This window comes from Bacillus sp. MT(2024), assembly GCF_036362845.1.
In the GTDB taxonomy this organism is placed as follows: Bacteria; Bacillota; Bacilli; order Bacillales; family Bacillaceae; genus Bacillus; species Bacillus velezensis.
On the sequence record NZ_CP143632.1, the window covers coordinates 1 to 18494 of the forward strand.

Consider the following 18494-nt stretch of genomic DNA (forward strand, 5'->3'; position numbering starts at 1 on the left):
ATGGAGAATATATTGGATCTTTGGAATCAAGCTCTAGCTCAAATTGAGAAAAAGCTAAGCAAACCGAGTTTCGAAACTTGGATGAAGTCGACGAAAGCCCATTCGCTGCAAGGAGATACCTTAACCATCACCGCTCCCAATGAATTTGCCAGAGACTGGCTGGAGTCCAGGTACTTACATCTCATTGCAGATACCATATATGAATTAACCGGGGAAGAATTGAGCGTCAAATTTGTCATTCCTCAAAATCAGGACGAAGAAGACTTTTTGCCGAAACCGCAAGTGAAAAAAGCGGCAAAAGAGGAACCGTCTGATTTTCCCCAAAGCATGCTCAACCCGAAATATACATTCGACACATTCGTCATCGGATCGGGAAACCGATTCGCCCATGCAGCATCACTGGCTGTGGCGGAAGCACCCGCTAAAGCGTACAACCCTTTATTTATATACGGGGGAGTCGGCTTAGGAAAAACCCACTTAATGCACGCGATCGGCCATTATGTCATTGATCATAATCCTTCAGCCAAAGTGGTGTACCTGTCTTCTGAAAAATTCACAAATGAATTCATCAACTCAATCCGCGATAATAAAGCCGTTGATTTCCGCAACCGCTACCGGAACGTTGATGTACTTTTGATAGATGATATTCAATTTTTAGCCGGAAAAGAACAAACACAGGAAGAGTTTTTCCATACATTCAACACGCTTCATGAGGAAAGCAAACAAATCGTGATTTCCAGTGACAGACCGCCGAAAGAGATCCCGACCCTTGAAGACCGCCTGCGTTCGCGGTTCGAATGGGGATTGATTACGGATATCACACCGCCGGATCTGGAAACGCGGATTGCCATTCTGAGAAAGAAAGCGAAGGCGGAGGGCCTTGATATTCCGAACGAGGTCATGCTTTACATCGCCAATCAGATTGACAGCAACATCCGCGAACTGGAAGGGGCATTAATCCGGGTTGTCGCCTATTCATCCTTAATCAATAAAGACATTAACGCAGACCTGGCAGCAGAAGCATTGAAAGATATTATTCCGTCTTCTAAGCCGAAGGTCATTACGATAAAAGAGATTCAGCGGATTGTCGGACAGCAGTTCAACATTAAGCTTGAAGATTTCAAAGCAAAAAAGCGTACGAAATCCGTGGCTTTCCCAAGACAAATTGCGATGTATCTTTCAAGAGAAATGACGGATTCTTCTTTGCCTAAAATCGGGGAAGAATTTGGCGGGAGAGACCATACAACCGTCATTCACGCCCACGAAAAGATTTCAAAACTGCTGATTGATGACGAGCAGCTTCAGCAGCAGGTGAAAGAAATAAAAGAACTGCTTAAATAATAGTGCCCTCGGATGAATCGGGGAAAGTGTGAATAACTTTTTCATAGCCATGCACAGTCTGTCCACATGTGGATAGGCTGTGTTTCCTGTCTTTTTCACAACTTATCCACAAATCCACAGGCCCTACTATTACTACTGCTATTTTTAAAATATATTAATTATATTATCCGTTAGGAGGATAAACATGAAATTTACGATTCAAAAAGATCGGTTAGTCGAAAGTGTACAAGACGTTCTAAAAGCCGTTTCATCCAGAACCACAATTCCCATTCTCACCGGTATTAAGATCGTCGCCTCAGATGAAGGAGTATCTTTCACAGGAAGTGACTCTGATATTTCAATTGAGTCATTCATTCCGAAAGAAGATGATGATAAAGAAATCGTGACGATCGATCAGCCGGGAAGTATCGTGCTGCAAGCGCGTTTCTTCAGCGAAATCGTTAAAAAACTGCCGATGGCGACTGTTGAAATCGAAGTTCAAAATCAATATTTAACGATTATCCGTTCCGGAAAAGCCGAATTTAATTTAAACGGCCTTGATGCAGATGAATATCCGCATCTACCGCAAATCGAAGAGCATCACGCCATTCAGATTCCGACGGATCTTTTGAAAAACCTGATCCGCCAAACCGTGTTCGCTGTGTCCGCCTCAGAAACACGCCCTATCTTGACAGGTGTAAACTGGAAAGTTGAAAACGGTGAATTATTATGCACTGCCACGGATAGCCACCGACTCGCTTTAAGAAAAGCGAAGCTTGATATTCCGGAAGACAGCTCTTATAACGTCGTCATTCCCGGGAAAAGCTTAACCGAGCTGAGTAAAATTCTTGATGACAACCAAGAGCTGGTGGATATCGTCATTACAGAAACCCAAGTTCTGTTCAAAGCGAAAAACGTATTGTTCTTCTCAAGATTGCTTGACGGAAACTATCCGGACACGACCAGCTTAATTCCGCAGGAAAGCAAAACGGAAATCGTCGTGAACACGAAGGAATTTTTACAGGCGATAGACCGTGCTTCTTTATTGGCGAGAGAAGGCCGCAACAACGTTGTAAAGCTTTCTGCCAAACCGGCGGATTCGCTTGAGATTTCATCAAATTCTCCGGAAATCGGGAAAGTGGTCGAAGCTGTGCTGGCTGACCAGATTGACGGCGAGGAATTAAATATTTCATTCAGTCCAAAATATATGATGGACGCACTGAAAGTACTTGAAGGAGCGGACATCCGCATCAGCTTTACGGGAGCGATGAGACCGTTTCTTATCCGTACGCCGAATGATGAGACCATCGTTCAGCTCATCCTTCCGGTCAGAACGTATTAATCAAACAGAATGTGCTGCCGGCTTAGTTCGGCAGCTTTTCTATTCATCAGCCGCTCCCTCAAGTTTTCCCTTTCCTTATTTCAGGATTTTTTAGTACAATTAGATATTAGTGATATTTGAAAGAGGTCGATATTATGGCAAATCCGATTTCGATTGATACAGAAATGATTACGCTTGGCCAGTTTTTAAAATTAGCCGATGTGATTCAGTCCGGCGGCATGGCGAAGTGGTTTCTGAGCGAGCATGAGGTGACTGTCAACAATGAACCTGACAATCGCCGCGGCAGAAAGCTTTACGTTGGAGACGTGGTCGCGATTGAAGGATTTGGTTCATTTCAAGTCGTCAATTAAAGCGGGTGACAGCGGTTGTATATCCAAAATTTAGAATTAACATCCTACCGTAATTATGAGCGCGCTGAGCTTCAATTCGAAAACAAGGTGAATGTGATCATCGGGGAAAATGCCCAAGGCAAAACCAATCTGATGGAAGCCATCTATGTCCTTTCGATGGCAAAATCACACCGCACCTCAAATGACAAAGAACTTATACGGTGGGACGAAGACTATGCTAAAATAGAAGGAAGAGTGATGAAGCGCAACGGGGACATCCCGATGCAGCTTGTCATCTCCAAAAAAGGTAAAAAGGGCAAGGTCAATCATATAGAGCAGCAAAAACTCAGTCAGTATGTCGGAGCGCTGAACACCATTATGTTTGCCCCTGAGGATTTAAATCTCGTCAAAGGAAGCCCTCAGGTGAGGAGAAGATTTCTCGATATGGAGATCGGGCAGGTTTCTGCCGTTTATCTGTATGATTTATCTCTTTATCAAAAAATCCTTTCACAGCGGAATCATTTTCTGAAACAGCTGCAAAGCCGGAAACAGACTGACCGGACCATGCTTGACGTTCTCACTGATCAGCTGATTGAAGCAGCCGCAAAAGTTGTCGCCAAACGTCTGCAGTTTACGGCGCAGCTTGAAAAATGGGCGCAGCCGATCCATTCCGGCATTTCCCGGGGACTTGAAGAACTGACGCTTAAGTATCACACGGCGCTTGATGTATCAGATCCTAAAGATTTGTCGAAAATAGGTAACAGCTACCAGGAGTCTTTTTCGAAATTAAAAGAAAAAGAAATAGAACGAGGCGTCACATTATTCGGACCGCATCGGGATGATGTCCTTTTTTATGTGAACGGACGCGATGTGCAGACTTACGGTTCGCAGGGACAGCAGCGTACGACGGCTTTGTCTCTGAAGCTGGCTGAAATAGATTTGATTCATGAAGAAATCGGAGAATACCCCATTTTACTTTTGGATGATGTACTAAGCGAGCTGGATGATTACCGGCAGTCCCATTTGCTTCATACGATCCAAGGCCGTGTGCAGACATTTGTCACCACGACGAGCGTGGATGGCATTGACCACGATACCTTACATCAAGCAGGAATGTTCCGTGTGGAAAACGGTGCGTTAGTGAAGTGAAGAAATGAGGTGAGCGATTGTATATTCATTTAGGTGACGACTTTGTCGTTTCAACCCGCGATATCGTCGGCATTTTTGACTGCAAGGTCAATGTATCGCCGATCGTTGAAGAATTTCTGGACAGACAGAAAGAAAAAGTAGTGCCGTCCGTAAACGGCACGCCAAAGTCTATCGTAGTCACGACTGAGAATATATATTACTCTCCCTTATCTTCCGGCACACTGAAGAAACGTGCGCAATTTATGTTAGAAATAGATTCTTAGCGGATCTTTACAATGAATATATTATCGTTTAAGAAAAGTGTAGGTGAATGTGCATGGCTATGGAACAGCAGCAAAATAGTTATGATGAGAATCAGATACAGGTATTAGAAGGTTTGGAAGCTGTTCGAAAGAGACCGGGGATGTACATCGGATCAACTAACAGCAAAGGCCTTCACCATTTGGTGTGGGAAATCGTCGACAACAGTATTGACGAAGCCCTGGCCGGTTATTGTACAGATATTAACATCGAGATTGAAAAAGATAACAGCATTACCGTTAAGGACAACGGGCGCGGAATTCCGGTCGGTATCCAGGAGAAGATGGGCCGCCCTGCGGTTGAAGTCATCATGACCGTTCTCCACGCCGGCGGTAAATTTGACGGAAGCGGATATAAAGTATCCGGCGGTCTTCACGGTGTAGGGGCGTCCGTCGTAAACGCCTTGTCGACCACTCTTGACGTTACGGTTCATCGTGACGGAAAAATCCATTATCAGGCGTACGAGCGCGGTGTACCTGTGGCCGATCTTGAAGTGATCGGCGAAACTGATAAGACCGGAACGATTACGCACTTCGTTCCGGACCCGGAAATTTTCAAAGAAACAACTGTATATGACTATGATCTGCTTTCAAACCGTGTCCGGGAATTGGCCTTCCTGACAAAAGGCGTAAACATCACGATTGAAGACAAACGTGAAGGACAAGAACGGAAAAACGAGTACCACTACGAAGGCGGAATCAAAAGCTATGTTGAGTACTTAAACCGTTCCAAAGAAGTCGTTCATGAAGAGCCGATTTATATCGAAGGCGAGAAAGACGGCATAACGGTTGAAGTTGCATTGCAATACAACGACAGCTATACAAGCAATATTTATTCTTTCACAAATAATATCAACACATACGAAGGCGGCACGCACGAGGCCGGATTTAAAACCGGTCTGACCCGTGTCATAAACGACTATGCAAGAAGAAAAGGGATTTTCAAAGAAAATGATCCGAATTTAAGCGGGGATGATGTGAGAGAAGGGCTGACTGCCATTATTTCAATTAAGCACCCTGATCCGCAATTCGAAGGGCAGACGAAAACGAAGCTCGGCAACTCCGAAGCGAGAACGATCACTGATACGCTGTTTTCTTCTGCGCTGGAAACATTCCTTCTTGAAAATCCGGACTCAGCCCGCAAAATCGTTGAAAAAGGTTTAATGGCCGCAAGAGCGCGGATGGCAGCGAAAAAAGCCCGGGAATTGACCCGCCGCAAAAGTGCGCTTGAGATTTCCAATCTGCCGGGCAAACTGGCGGACTGTTCTTCTAAAGATCCGAGCATTTCCGAGCTGTATATCGTAGAGGGTGACTCTGCGGGCGGATCAGCGAAACAGGGACGGGACCGTCATTTCCAAGCCATTCTGCCGCTGCGCGGTAAGATTCTGAACGTTGAGAAAGCCAGACTTGATAAGATTCTCTCAAACAATGAGGTCAGATCAATGATCACGGCCCTCGGAACAGGAATCGGAGAAGATTTTAATCTTGAAAAAGCGCGTTATCATAAAGTGGTCATCATGACGGATGCCGATGTTGACGGCGCCCATATCAGAACGCTTTTATTAACGTTCTTCTACAGATACATGCGGGAAATCATCGAAAACGGCTATGTCTACATTGCCCAGCCGCCGCTTTATAAAGTGCAGCAGGGAAAACGGGTGGAATACGCTTATAACGATAAGCAGCTTGATGAGCTGTTAAAAGAGCTTCCGCAATCACCTAAGCCCGGCCTCCAGCGTTATAAAGGTCTTGGAGAAATGAACGCGACTCAGCTTTGGGAAACGACAATGGACCCTGCGACCAGAACGCTTCTGCAAGTCAATCTTGAAGATGCAATGGACGCTGACGAGACTTTTGAAATGCTGATGGGTGACAAAGTAGAACCGCGGAGAAACTTCATAGAAGCAAACGCCAGATACGTGAAAAATCTTGATATTTAACCAAGAAAGCCTTATTTTCGTTAAGAAATAAGGCTTTTTTCTCAAAGCGGCTTCTAAAGCCTCTGAAAACCCGCAAAACCCGTATATTCTACTAAATTAATGTGTATAAACACAAGTTTATTGATATAATGGAGAATAGTGAAATCGTATTGAAGATCATAATGGACAATCTACTCCCACATTATTTCATGTGATACTTCAGGGAGGTTTTTTTAATGAGTGAACAAAACACACCACAAGTACGTGAAGTCAATATCAGTCAGGAAATGCGGACATCCTTCCTGGACTATGCAATGAGCGTTATCGTATCCCGGGCGCTTCCGGATGTGCGTGACGGTCTGAAGCCGGTTCACAGACGGATTTTGTACGCAATGAATGATTTAGGCATGACCAGTGACAAACCATATAAAAAATCTGCCCGTATCGTCGGTGAAGTTATCGGTAAGTACCACCCGCACGGTGACTCAGCGGTTTACGAATCAATGGTCAGAATGGCGCAGGATTTTAACTACCGCTACATGCTTGTTGACGGACACGGCAACTTCGGTTCGGTTGACGGCGACTCAGCGGCCGCGATGCGTTACACAGAAGCGAGAATGTCAAAAATCGCAATGGAAATTCTGCGTGACATTACGAAAGACACGATTGACTATCAAGATAACTATGACGGTTCAGAAAGAGAGCCTGCCGTCATGCCTTCGAGATTTCCGAATCTGCTCGTAAACGGGGCTGCCGGTATTGCGGTCGGAATGGCGACAAACATTCCCCCGCATCAGCTTGGGGAAGTCATTGAAGGCGTGCTTGCCGTAAGTGAGAATCCTGAGATTACAAACCAGGAGCTGATGGAGTACATCCCGGGCCCGGATTTTCCGACTGCAGGTCAGATTTTGGGCCGGAGCGGCATCCGCAAGGCATATGAATCCGGACGGGGATCAATCACAATCCGGGCTAAGGCTGAAATCGAAGAGACTTCATCGGGAAAAGAAAGAATTATTGTCACGGAACTTCCTTATCAGGTGAACAAAGCGAGATTAATTGAAAAAATCGCGGATCTTGTCCGGGACAAAAAAATCGAAGGAATTACCGATCTGCGAGACGAATCCGACCGTAACGGAATGAGAATTGTCATTGAGATCCGCCGTGACGCCAATGCTCACGTCATTTTGAATAACCTGTACAAACAAACGGCCCTGCAGACGTCTTTCGGAATCAACCTGCTGGCGCTCGTTGACGGACAGCCGAAGGTACTAAGCCTGAAACAATGTCTGGAGCATTATCTTGATCACCAAAAGGTTGTGATCCGGCGCAGAACGGCTTACGAACTCCGCAAAGCGGAAGCGAGAGCTCACATTTTGGAAGGTTTAAGAATTGCTCTCGATCATTTAGATGCCGTTATTTCTCTTATCCGCAATTCCCAGACGGCTGAAATTGCGAGAACGGGTTTGATCGAACAATTCTCACTGACTGAAAAACAAGCGCAAGCCATTCTGGATATGCGCCTTCAGCGATTAACCGGTCTGGAGCGCGAAAAGATTGAAGAGGAATATCAATCACTTGTTGCGCTTATCGCTGAGCTGAAAGATATTTTAGCCAATGAAGAAAGAGTTCTTGAGATCATCCGTGAAGAACTTAATGAAATCAAAGAGCGTTTCAATGATGAGAGACGCACTGAAATTGTGACGTCCGGTCTTGAAACAATTGAAGATGAAGATCTTATCGAGAGAGAAAATATCGTCATCACACTGACCCATAACGGCTATGTTAAACGTCTCCCGGCGTCCACATACCGCAGCCAAAAACGGGGCGGAAAAGGCGTACAGGGAATGGGAACGAATGAAGATGACTTTGTGGAACACTTAATTTCCACATCAACGCACGATACGATCCTGTTCTTCTCTAATAAAGGGAAGGTATACCGTTCTAAAGGATATGAAATCCCTGAATACGGCCGAACGGCAAAAGGCATTCCGATTATTAACCTTCTGGAAGTTGAAAAAGGCGAATGGATTAATGCCATTATTCCGGTCAGCACGTTTGATGAGGAGCAATACCTCTTCTTTACGACCAAACAAGGGGTGTCGAAACGTACGGCACTGTCCCAGTTTGCGAATATACGGAATAACGGGCTGATCGCCCTAGGTCTCCGGGAAGACGATGAACTGATGGCCGTCCGCCTGACTGACGGCAAGAAACAAATCATCATCGGAACGAAGAACGGTTTACTGATCCGTTTCCCTGAAGAAGATGTAAGACAAATGGGACGCACAGCTGCGGGTGTTAAAGGCATCACGCTGACAGACGATGATGTCGTTGTAGGCATGGAGATTCTTGAAGAAGACTCTCATGTCCTCATAGTGACAGAAAACGGCTACGGCAAACGCACACCGGCTTCAGAATACAGAGTTCAAAGCCGGGGCGGAAAAGGCCTTAAAACATGTAAAATCACTGACAGCAACGGTCCGTTAGTAACCGTGAAAGCAACAAAAGGCGAAGAGGACTTAATGATTATTACGGCAAGCGGCGTGTTAATCAGAATGGATATTAATGATATCTCCACTACGGGACGCGTAACTCAAGGCGTCCGTCTGATCCGCATGTCTGATCAAGAGCATGTAGCCACTGTGGCGCTTGTCGAAAAGAATGAAGAAGAGCCGGAAGAAACGGAAGAAGTATAAACGTAAAAGCGCAGCTGCAACAGGCTGCGCTTTTACTATATAAAGAAATGAAAAAAAGCTTTGACACATAGTGATGATGCTGATATAATTCTTTTTGTTGTCTTTTTAATAGAAAGGCAAGCCTAGCGGAAATATTTTTTAAAAAAGTATTGACCTAGCAAACTGAAAATGTTATGATTAAGAGGTCGCTTCGAGAGAAGTGGGAAAAGTTCTTTGAAAACTAAACAAGACAAAACGTACCTGTTAATTCAAAGTTTTAAATAAATCGCACAGCGATGTGCGTAGTCAGTCAAACTACTTTATCGGAGAGTTTGATCCTGGCTCAGGACGAACGCTGGCGGCGTGCCTAATACATGCAAGTCGAGCGGACAGATGGGAGCTTGCTCCCTGATGTTAGCGGCGGACGGGTGAGTAACACGTGGGTAACCTGCCTGTAAGACTGGGATAACTCCGGGAAACCGGGGCTAATACCGGATGGTTGTTTGAACCGCATGGTTCAGACATAAAAGGTGGCTTCGGCTACCACTTACAGATGGACCCGCGGCGCATTAGCTAGTTGGTGAGGTAACGGCTCACCAAGGCGACGATGCGTAGCCGACCTGAGAGGGTGATCGGCCACACTGGGACTGAGACACGGCCCAGACTCCTACGGGAGGCAGCAGTAGGGAATCTTCCGCAATGGACGAAAGTCTGACGGAGCAACGCCGCGTGAGTGATGAAGGTTTTCGGATCGTAAAGCTCTGTTGTTAGGGAAGAACAAGTGCCGTTCGAATAGGGCGGCACCTTGACGGTACCTAACCAGAAAGCCACGGCTAACTACGTGCCAGCAGCCGCGGTAATACGTAGGTGGCAAGCGTTGTCCGGAATTATTGGGCGTAAAGGGCTCGCAGGCGGTTTCTTAAGTCTGATGTGAAAGCCCCGGCTCAACCGGGAGGGTCATTGGAAACTGGGGAACTTGAGTGCAGAAGAGGAGTGGAATTCCACGTGTAGCGGTGAAATGCGTAGAGATGTGGAGGAACACCAGTGGCGAAGGCGACTCTCTGGTCTGTAACTGACGCTGAGGAGCGAAAGCGTGGGAGCGAACAGGATTAGATACCCTGGTAGTCCACGCCGTAAACGATGAGTGCTAAGTGTTAGGGGGTTTCCGCCCCTTAGTGCTGCAGCTAACGCATTAAGCACTCCGCCTGGGGAGTACGGTCGCAAGACTGAAACTCAAAGGAATTGACGGGGGCCCGCACAAGCGGTGGAGCATGTGGTTTAATTCGAAGCAACGCGAAGAACCTTACCAGGTCTTGACATCCTCTGACAATCCTAGAGATAGGACGTCCCCTTCGGGGGCAGAGTGACAGGTGGTGCATGGTTGTCGTCAGCTCGTGTCGTGAGATGTTGGGTTAAGTCCCGCAACGAGCGCAACCCTTGATCTTAGTTGCCAGCATTCAGTTGGGCACTCTAAGGTGACTGCCGGTGACAAACCGGAGGAAGGTGGGGATGACGTCAAATCATCATGCCCCTTATGACCTGGGCTACACGTGCTACAATGGACAGAACAAAGGGCAGCGAAACCGCGAGGTTAAGCCAATCCCACAAATCTGTTCTCAGTTCGGATCGCAGTCTGCAACTCGACTGCGTGAAGCTGGAATCGCTAGTAATCGCGGATCAGCATGCCGCGGTGAATACGTTCCCGGGCCTTGTACACACCGCCCGTCACACCACGAGAGTTTGTAACACCCGAAGTCGGTGAGGTAACCTTTATGGAGCCAGCCGCCGAAGGTGGGACAGATGATTGGGGTGAAGTCGTAACAAGGTAGCCGTATCGGAAGGTGCGGCTGGATCACCTCCTTTCTAAGGATTTTAACGGAATATAAGACCTTGGGTCTTATAAACAGAACGTTCCCTGTCTTGTTTAGTTTTGAAGGAATTTTGATTCTTTCATATGGTAGATGGGCCTGTAGCTCAGCTGGTTAGAGCGCACGCCTGATAAGCGTGAGGTCGGTGGTTCGAGTCCACTCAGGCCCACCATCTTTACCCAATACGGGGCCTTAGCTCAGCTGGGAGAGCGCCTGCTTTGCACGCAGGAGGTCAGCGGTTCGATCCCGCTAGGCTCCACCAACGTGTTCTTTGAAAACTAGATAACAGAAGTAATTCACATTCAATTAGTAATGCAAGATATCACGTAGTGATTCTTTTTAACGGTTAAGTTAGAAAGGGCGCACGGTGGATGCCTTGGCACTAGGAGCCGATGAAGGACGGGACGAACACCGATATGCTTCGGGGAGCTGTAAGCAAGCTTTGATCCGGAGATTTCCGAATGGGGAAACCCACCACTCGTAATGGAGTGGTATCCATATCTGAATACATAGGATATGAGAAGGCAGACCCGGGGAACTGAAACATCTAAGTACCCGGAGGAAGAGAAAGCAAATGCGATTCCCTGAGTAGCGGCGAGCGAAACGGGACCAGCCCAAACCAAGAGGCTTGCCTCTTGGGGTTGTAGGACACTCTGTACGGAGTTACAAAGGAACGAGGTAGATGAAGAGGTCTGGAAAGGCCCGCCATAGGAGGTAACAGCCCTGTAGTCAAAACTTCGTTCTCTCCTGAGTGGATCCTGAGTACGGCGGAACACGTGAAATTCCGTCGGAATCCGGGAGGACCATCTCCCAAGGCTAAATACTCCCTAGTGACCGATAGTGAACCAGTACCGTGAGGGAAGGTGAAAAGCACCCCGGAAGGGGTGAAAGAGATCCTGAAACCGTGTGCCTACAAGTAGTCAGAGCCCGTTAACGGGTGATGGCGTGCCTTTGTAGAATGAACCGGCGAGTTACGATCCCGTGCAAGGTTAAGCAGAAGATGCGGAGCCGCGGAAAGCGAGTCTGAATAGGGCGAATTGAGTACGTGGTCGTAGACCCGAAACCAGGTGATCTACCCATGTCCAGGGTGAAGTTCAGGTAACACTGAATGGAGGCCGAACCCACGCACGTTGAAAAGTGCGGGGATGAGGTGTGGTAGGGGTGAAATGCCAATCGAACCTGGAGATAGCTGGTTCTCTCCGAAATAGCTTTAGGGCTAGCCTCAAGGTAAGAGTCTCGGAGGTAGAGCACTGATTGGACTAGGGGCCCCTACCGGGTTACCGAATTCAGTCAAACTCCGAATGCCGATGACTTATCCTTGGGAGTCAGACTGCGAGTGATAAGATCCGTAGTCGAAAGGGCCCAGACCGCCAGCTAAGGTCCCAAAGTATACGTTAAGTGGAAAAGGATGTGGAGTTGCTTAGACAACCAGGATGTTGGCTTAGAAGCGACCACCATTTAAAGAGTGCGTAATAGCTCACTGGTCGAGTGACTCTGCGCCGAAAATGTACCGGGGCTAAACGTATCACCGAAGCGCGGACTGTTCTTCGAACAGTGGTAGGAGAGCGTTCTAAGGGCTGTGAAGCAAGACCGGAAGGACTTGTGGAGCGCTTAGAAGTGAGAATGCCGGTATGAGTAGCGAAAGAGGGTGAGAATCCCTCCACCGAATGCCTAAGGTTTCCTGAGGAAGGCTCGTCCGCTCAGGGTTAGTCGGGACCTAAGCCGAGGCCGAAAGGCGTAGGCGATGGATAACAGGTTGATATTCCTGTACCACCTCCTCACCATTTGAGCAATGGGGGGACGCAGGAGGATAGGGTAAGCGCGGTATTGGATATCCGCGTCCAAGCAGTTAGGCTGGGAAATAGGCAAATCCGTTTCCCGTGAAGGCTGAGCTGTGATGGCGAGCGAATTATAGTAGCGAAGTTCCTGATTCCACACTGCCAAGAAAAGCCTCTAGCGAGGTGAGAGGTGCCCGTACCGCAAACCGACACAGGTAGGCGAGGAGAGAATCCTAAGGTGATCGAGAGAACTCTCGTTAAGGAACTCGGCAAAATGACCCCGTAACTTCGGGAGAAGGGTGCTCTGTTAGGGTGCAAGCCCGAGAGAGCCGCAGTGAATAGGCCCAGGCGACTGTTTAGCAAAAACACAGGTCTCTGCGAAGCCGCAAGGCGAAGTATAGGGGCTGACGCCTGCCCGGTGCTGGAAGGTTAAGAGGAGCGCTTAGCGTAAGCGAAGGTGCGAATTGAAGCCCCAGTAAACGGCGGCCGTAACTATAACGGTCCTAAGGTAGCGAAATTCCTTGTCGGGTAAGTTCCGACCCGCACGAAAGGCGCAACGATCTGGGCACTGTCTCAACGAGAGACTCGGTGAAATTATAGTACCTGTGAAGATGCAGGTTACCCGCGACAGGACGGAAAGACCCCGTGGAGCTTTACTGCACCTGATATTGAATGTTGGTACAGCTTGTACAGGATAGGTAGGAGCCTTGGAAACCGGAGCGCCAGCTTCGGTGGAGGCATCGGTGGGATACTACCCTGGCTGTATTGACCTTCTAACCCGCCGCCCTTATCGGGCGGGGAGACAGTGTCAGGTGGGCAGTTTGACTGGGGCGGTCGCCTCCTAAAAGGTAACGGAGGCGCCCAAAGGTTCCCTCAGAATGGTTGGAAATCATTCGCAGAGTGTAAAGGCACAAGGGAGCTTGACTGCGAGACCTACAAGTCGAGCAGGGACGAAAGTCGGGCTTAGTGATCCGGTGGTTCCGCATGGAAGGGCCATCGCTCAACGGATAAAAGCTACCCCGGGGATAACAGGCTTATCTCCCCCAAGAGTCCACATCGACGGGGAGGTTTGGCACCTCGATGTCGGCTCATCGCATCCTGGGGCTGTAGTCGGTCCCAAGGGTTGGGCTGTTCGCCCATTAAAGCGGTACGCGAGCTGGGTTCAGAACGTCGTGAGACAGTTCGGTCCCTATCCGTCGCGGGCGCAGGAAATTTGAGAGGAGCTGTCCTTAGTACGAGAGGACCGGGATGGACGCACCGCTGGTGTACCAGTTGTTCTGCCAAGGGCATCGCTGGGTAGCTATGTGCGGACGGGATAAGTGCTGAAAGCATCTAAGCATGAAGCCCCCCTCAAGATGAGATTTCCCATTCCGCAAGGAAGTAAGATCCCTGAAAGATGATCAGGTTGATAGGTCTGAGGTGGAAGTGTGGCGACACATGGAGCTGACAGATACTAATCGATCGAGGACTTAACCAATTTGAATGTATGCTTACTGTTATCTAGTTTTGAGAGAACACTCTCAATGGTTTGGTGGCGATAGCGAAGAGGTCACACCCGTTCCCATGCCGAACACGGAAGTTAAGCTCTTCAGCGCCGATGGTAGTCGGGGGTTTCCCCCTGTGAGAGTAGGACGCCGCCAAGCTATTATTACGGTAAAGGCAGCTCATCATGAGCTGCCTTTTTTATTTATAAGTATTGCTTCAGGAAATTAGAAACGTAATACGGAAATTTGCGTTCCGTTACCTCTAAGAACCGGCGGATCATCACATAATCATCACTGACATGCTGTGTCAGCAGTTCATACCACCACTCCGTTTCATATCTTGCAATCATCCCGATATTGTAGAGGACCAAATAATGAATAATCATTTCCGGAAGATGCAGGAAGTGATCACGCTGAGAGGGAATGTAATATTGATTTTTCTCCAAGTGAAACAATAAATTTGGAGAAGACCAAGGTTCTCTTTCTATCGGGTCAGCCTCAAAAACCAAGTGGTTATGGTCTTTCCTCAGAAAAGACCATTTCAAATGATGGCTGATATATTCAGCAAAGCGGGAATCAGACATATTGTAATGAATGACCGCATGCTCAGGCACTGAAATAAGGTCATCTTTCAGCTCTACTTGGGTCAGCCAATTCTTTTTCTCTTGGAAGTAAAAGACAGTATGCAATTCAGGTATGGCTGTCAGCAATTTCTTCATTGTGTACCGTTCTTCCTCAAGACCAGCTATTCCGAATAAGTGCTTCATTACATGAATACATAAGCCATTGCGCTGCACCTTCACTTCATCATCTCTAAAGGAGTAATTTTGCTTTTTGCGTTTCCGGGCAGTCACGCCATGTGCGAGTACTGAAGCGTGGCTTGGATAGCTTGGATCTGTGGTCAGAAGGCAGGCTTTCAGCAATTGTGACATCCCGTAAAACAACAGAATAGGCTTAATTTCTAAAGGTGAAAGAGATGCCTGCTTATAGAAGGACTCGGCGTGTTTGATAAAGAATATGAAGCGCTCACTGTTCTTAAACGCATATCGTTTTGGTTCTTCCATGCCGCTTTCTGTATAGACTTTATTTAGAAATTTCTGGGAAGATTCTACGGAATAAAATAATGATAACTCTTTCCACTCATGATCTCTCATATGTATTTTTAAACCCTTTCCTTTATCTAAATATTTCAACTCTTTTTCGCTTCCTTGACATGCTGTTTTCTAGTTGATAATCTACATATAATATTTTGCCGAAAAGAGGGGGATTTACTAATGTGGGAAAGTAAATTTTCAAAAGAAGGCTTAACGTTCGATGATGTACTGCTCGTACCGGCTCAATCAGACGTACTTCCGCGTGATGTGGATTTATCTGTTGAACTGACAAAAACGTTAAAGCTTAATATTCCTGTCATCAGTGCGGGAATGGATACAGTAACAGAATCAGCAATGGCGATTGCGATGGCCAGACAGGGCGGCTTAGGCATTATCCATAAAAACATGTCCATCGAACAGCAGGCTGAACATGTTGACAAAGTCAAACGTTCTGAACGGGGCGTTATTACAAATCCCTTCTTTTTAACACCTGATCATCAAGTATTCGATGCGGAGCATTTGATGGGGAAATACAGAATTTCCGGTGTTCCGATCGTAGATAATAAAGATGATCAAAAGCTTGTCGGTATCATTACAAACCGTGATCTTCGCTTTATCTCTGATTATTCAATGAAAATCAGTGATGTCATGACAAAAGAAGAGCTGGTTACGGCTCCAGTGGGAACCACATTAGACGAAGCAGAAAAAATCTTACAGAAACATAAAATTGAAAAACTTCCGTTAGTGGATGACCAAAACAAATTAAAAGGTCTTATCACGATCAAAGATATTGAAAAGGTTATCGAATTCCCGAATTCATCTAAAGATGAACACGGACGCCTTATTGTCGGCGCTGCGGTAGGCGTGACAGGCGATACAATGACACGCGTCAGCAAGCTTGTTGAAGCGAATGTCGACGTTATCGTGGTTGATACGGCTCACGGACATTCCAGAGGCGTACTGAACACAGTTGCGAAAATCCGTGAAACATATCCTGAACTGAACATTATCGCAGGAAATGTTGCAACGGCTGAAGCGACAAAAGCTCTGATTGAAGCCGGAGCAAATATTGTCAAAGTGGGAATCGGGCCTGGTTCTATCTGTACGACACGCGTCGTTGCAGGTGTAGGCGTACCGCAGATCACTGCCATTTATGATTGTGCCACTGAAGCGAGAAAACACGGCGCGACAATCATCGCAGACGGCGGTATTAAATTCTCCGGAGATATTACGAAAGCGTTGGCTTCAGGCGGACATGCCGTAATGCTCGGAAGCCTGCTTGCCGGTACTTCAGAAAGCCCGGGAGAGACTGAAATCTATCAGGGCAGAAGATTTAAAGTATATCGCGGTATGGGTTCTGTCGCTGCCATGGAAAAAGGCAGTAAAGACCGATATTTCCAAGAAGAAAATAAGAAATTCGTCCCTGAAGGTATCGAAGGACGGACTCCGTACAAAGGTCCTGTAGAAGAAACAGTGTATCAACTTGTCGGCGGTCTTCGTTCAGGTATGGGATATTGCGGTTCAAAAGACTTGCGCGCTTTAAGAGAAGAGGCTCAATTCATCCGTATGACAGGTGCCGGTCTTCGCGAAAGTCATCCGCATGATGTCCAGATTACGAAAGAATCACCAAACTACACAATCTCATAATTGTTACAAATAAAAAACATTTGACAGGGTCGCTGACTCTGTCTATTTTTTTTATATCGAGTGTGATAAAATTTATACTGTTGTGTTTTGAATTTGAATATGTCCTTAACGGCTTAATTATAGATTTAAAATGAATGACGGAGGTCGTAAGATTGAACATCACGAAATGGAAACAGCTGTTGGTGTCATTAGTGGTACTGGCACTGGCCGCAACTTGCTTTGTTCCGATGTCTAAAGCGGAGGCAGCCGGCAATGACCCGATTGATGTCAACGCATCAGCTGCGATAATGATTGAGGCTTCATCGGGGAAAATTTTATACAGTAAAAATGCAGACAAAAGACTGCCGATTGCCAGCATGACAAAAATGATGACTGAATATCTGCTTCTGGAAGCCATTAAAGAAGGAAAAGTGAAATGGGATCAAACGTATACTCCTGATGATTATGTCTATGAAATTTCTCAAGACAACAGTTTATCAAACGTCCCCCTTCGAAAAGACGGCAAATACACGGTTAAAGAACTGTATCAGGCTATGGCGATTTACTCTGCTAACGGAGCCGCGATTGCAGTTGCCGAAATTCTTGCCGGAACTGAAACGAAATTTGTCGATGAAATGAATGCGAAAGCCAAAGAATTAGGCATGACAAACTATGATTTTAAAAATGCCACAGGGCTTGTGAATGAAGACCTTCACGGCAAGCAGCCGCAAGGAGAAGGCGTTAAAGAAGAGAGTGAAGTTTCTGCTAAAGACATGGCGCTTCTTGCAGACCGCCTGATCACTGATTATCCGGAAGTTCTCAAAACAACAAGCATCGCTAAAACAAAATTCAGAGCCGGCACTGATGATGAAATGGACATGCCGAACTGGAACTTCATGTTAAAAGGTCTTGTTTCTGAATACCCTGGCGTTGACGGCTTAAAAACGGGTTCTACTGATTCTGCGGGATCTTGTTTTACAAGCACAGCACAGCGGAACGGAATGCGGGTCATCACCGTTGTATTAAACGCAAAAGGCAACCTGCATACCGGACGTTTTGATGAAACGAAAAAAATGCTCGATTACGCATTTAACAGCAATTTCTCAATGAAAGATCTTTACCCTGAAGGCTCTCAAGTAAAAGGGCACAAAACGGTTGACGTTGAAAAAGGGAAAGACAAGCAAGTTGATATTGTTACTGACAAGGCGCTTTCTATTCCTGTGAAAAGCGGGGATGAAAAGAACTATAAAGCCGAAGTGAATATAGATAAAAAAGAAATCACGGCTCCTGTGAAAAAGGGAACGAAAGTCGGAACGCTGACAGTTACATACAAAGGCAGTGACAAAGACTATGGCTTCCTCAAATCCAAAGAGTTCAGCGTGAATCTTGTAACGAAAAATGATGTAGATAAAGCAAACTGGTTTGTTCAGATGATGCGCGGCATCGGCGGATTCTTCTCCGGTATCTGGAACAGCGCCGTTGACACGGTAACAGGCTGGTTTTAAGAAATAAGAAAGAGCTCTGATGAAAGTTAGGGCTCTTTTGCTTAATATACTGAAAAAACCAAATTATTAGTAAAAAAATGATATCTATCTTATTTATCTCGCTGTA

Annotated in this window: 10 protein-coding genes, 2 tRNA genes and 3 rRNA genes; 14 read left to right on the forward strand and 1 reads right to left on the reverse strand. The window is 46.6% G+C overall.

Annotated features, from left to right (window positions below; translation table 11 throughout):
* The 12 genes from dnaA (at position 1) to rrf (ending at position 14322) form a co-directional block, all read left to right on the forward strand.
* Positions 1 to 1341, forward strand: a complete 1341-nt coding sequence (gene dnaA / locus VP472_RS00005; RefSeq protein WP_004392913.1) for a chromosomal replication initiator protein DnaA — start codon at positions 1 to 3, stop codon at positions 1339 to 1341.
* A gap of 184 nt (positions 1342 to 1525) precedes the next feature.
* Entirely contained in the window at positions 1526 to 2662 is a 1137-nt protein-coding gene (dnaN, locus tag VP472_RS00010) for a DNA polymerase III subunit beta (protein ID WP_007409909.1), read from the forward strand.
* 134 nt (positions 2663 to 2796) lie between these two features.
* A complete protein-coding gene (rlbA, locus tag VP472_RS00015; protein WP_004392910.1) occupies positions 2797 to 3012 on the forward strand; it encodes a ribosome maturation protein RlbA in 216 nt (71 codons plus the stop codon).
* A 15-nt stretch (positions 3013 to 3027) separates the two neighbouring features.
* Positions 3028 to 4140 carry a DNA replication/repair protein RecF gene (recF, locus tag VP472_RS00020; protein ID WP_094247314.1) on the forward strand — a complete coding sequence of 371 codons (1113 nt, stop codon included), beginning with the start codon at positions 3028 to 3030 and terminating at the stop codon, positions 4138 to 4140.
* A 17-nt stretch (positions 4141 to 4157) separates the two neighbouring features.
* Entirely contained in the window at positions 4158 to 4403 is a 246-nt protein-coding gene (remB, locus tag VP472_RS00025) for an extracellular matrix regulator RemB (protein WP_004392908.1), read from the forward strand.
* Positions 4404 to 4462: 59 nt separating this feature from the next.
* The gene (gene gyrB / locus VP472_RS00030; RefSeq protein WP_004392900.1) at positions 4463 to 6379 is read left to right on the forward strand and encodes a DNA topoisomerase (ATP-hydrolyzing) subunit B; all 1917 of its coding nucleotides are present in this window, start codon (positions 4463 to 4465) and stop codon (positions 6377 to 6379) included.
* A 215-nt stretch (positions 6380 to 6594) separates the two neighbouring features.
* Entirely contained in the window at positions 6595 to 9054 is a 2460-nt protein-coding gene (gene gyrA / locus VP472_RS00035) for a DNA gyrase subunit A (RefSeq protein WP_004392898.1), read from the forward strand.
* 299 nt (positions 9055 to 9353) lie between these two features.
* A 16S ribosomal RNA gene (locus VP472_RS00040) occupies positions 9354 to 10896 on the forward strand.
* 100 nt (positions 10897 to 10996) lie between these two features.
* A tRNA-Ile gene (locus tag VP472_RS00045) sits at positions 10997 to 11073 on the forward strand.
* 14 nt (positions 11074 to 11087) lie between these two features.
* Positions 11088 to 11163, forward strand: a tRNA-Ala gene (locus VP472_RS00050).
* A gap of 82 nt (positions 11164 to 11245) precedes the next feature.
* Positions 11246 to 14156: ribosomal RNA gene (locus VP472_RS00055) — 23S ribosomal RNA — on the forward strand.
* Between the two features lie 50 nt (positions 14157 to 14206).
* A 5S ribosomal RNA gene (rrf, locus tag VP472_RS00060) occupies positions 14207 to 14322 on the forward strand.
* The 16S, 23S and 5S rRNA genes sit together here with 2 tRNA genes alongside, the layout of an rRNA operon.
* A gap of 44 nt (positions 14323 to 14366) precedes the next feature.
* Here rrf and VP472_RS00065 read toward each other — a convergent pair.
* A complete protein-coding gene (locus VP472_RS00065; protein WP_146277434.1) occupies positions 14367 to 15317 on the reverse strand; it encodes a YaaC family protein in 951 nt (316 codons plus the stop codon).
* Positions 15318 to 15437: 120 nt separating this feature from the next.
* Between VP472_RS00065 and guaB the strand changes: the two genes are divergently transcribed.
* Positions 15438 to 16904 carry an IMP dehydrogenase gene (guaB, locus tag VP472_RS00070; protein WP_003150717.1) on the forward strand — a complete coding sequence of 489 codons (1467 nt, stop codon included), beginning with the start codon at positions 15438 to 15440 and terminating at the stop codon, positions 16902 to 16904.
* 152 nt (positions 16905 to 17056) lie between these two features.
* Positions 17057 to 18388, forward strand: coding sequence for a D-alanyl-D-alanine carboxypeptidase (gene dacA / locus VP472_RS00075; RefSeq protein ID WP_128574452.1), 1332 nt, complete (start codon positions 17057 to 17059; stop codon positions 18386 to 18388).
* The last annotated feature ends 106 nt before the right edge of the window (positions 18389 to 18494 follow it).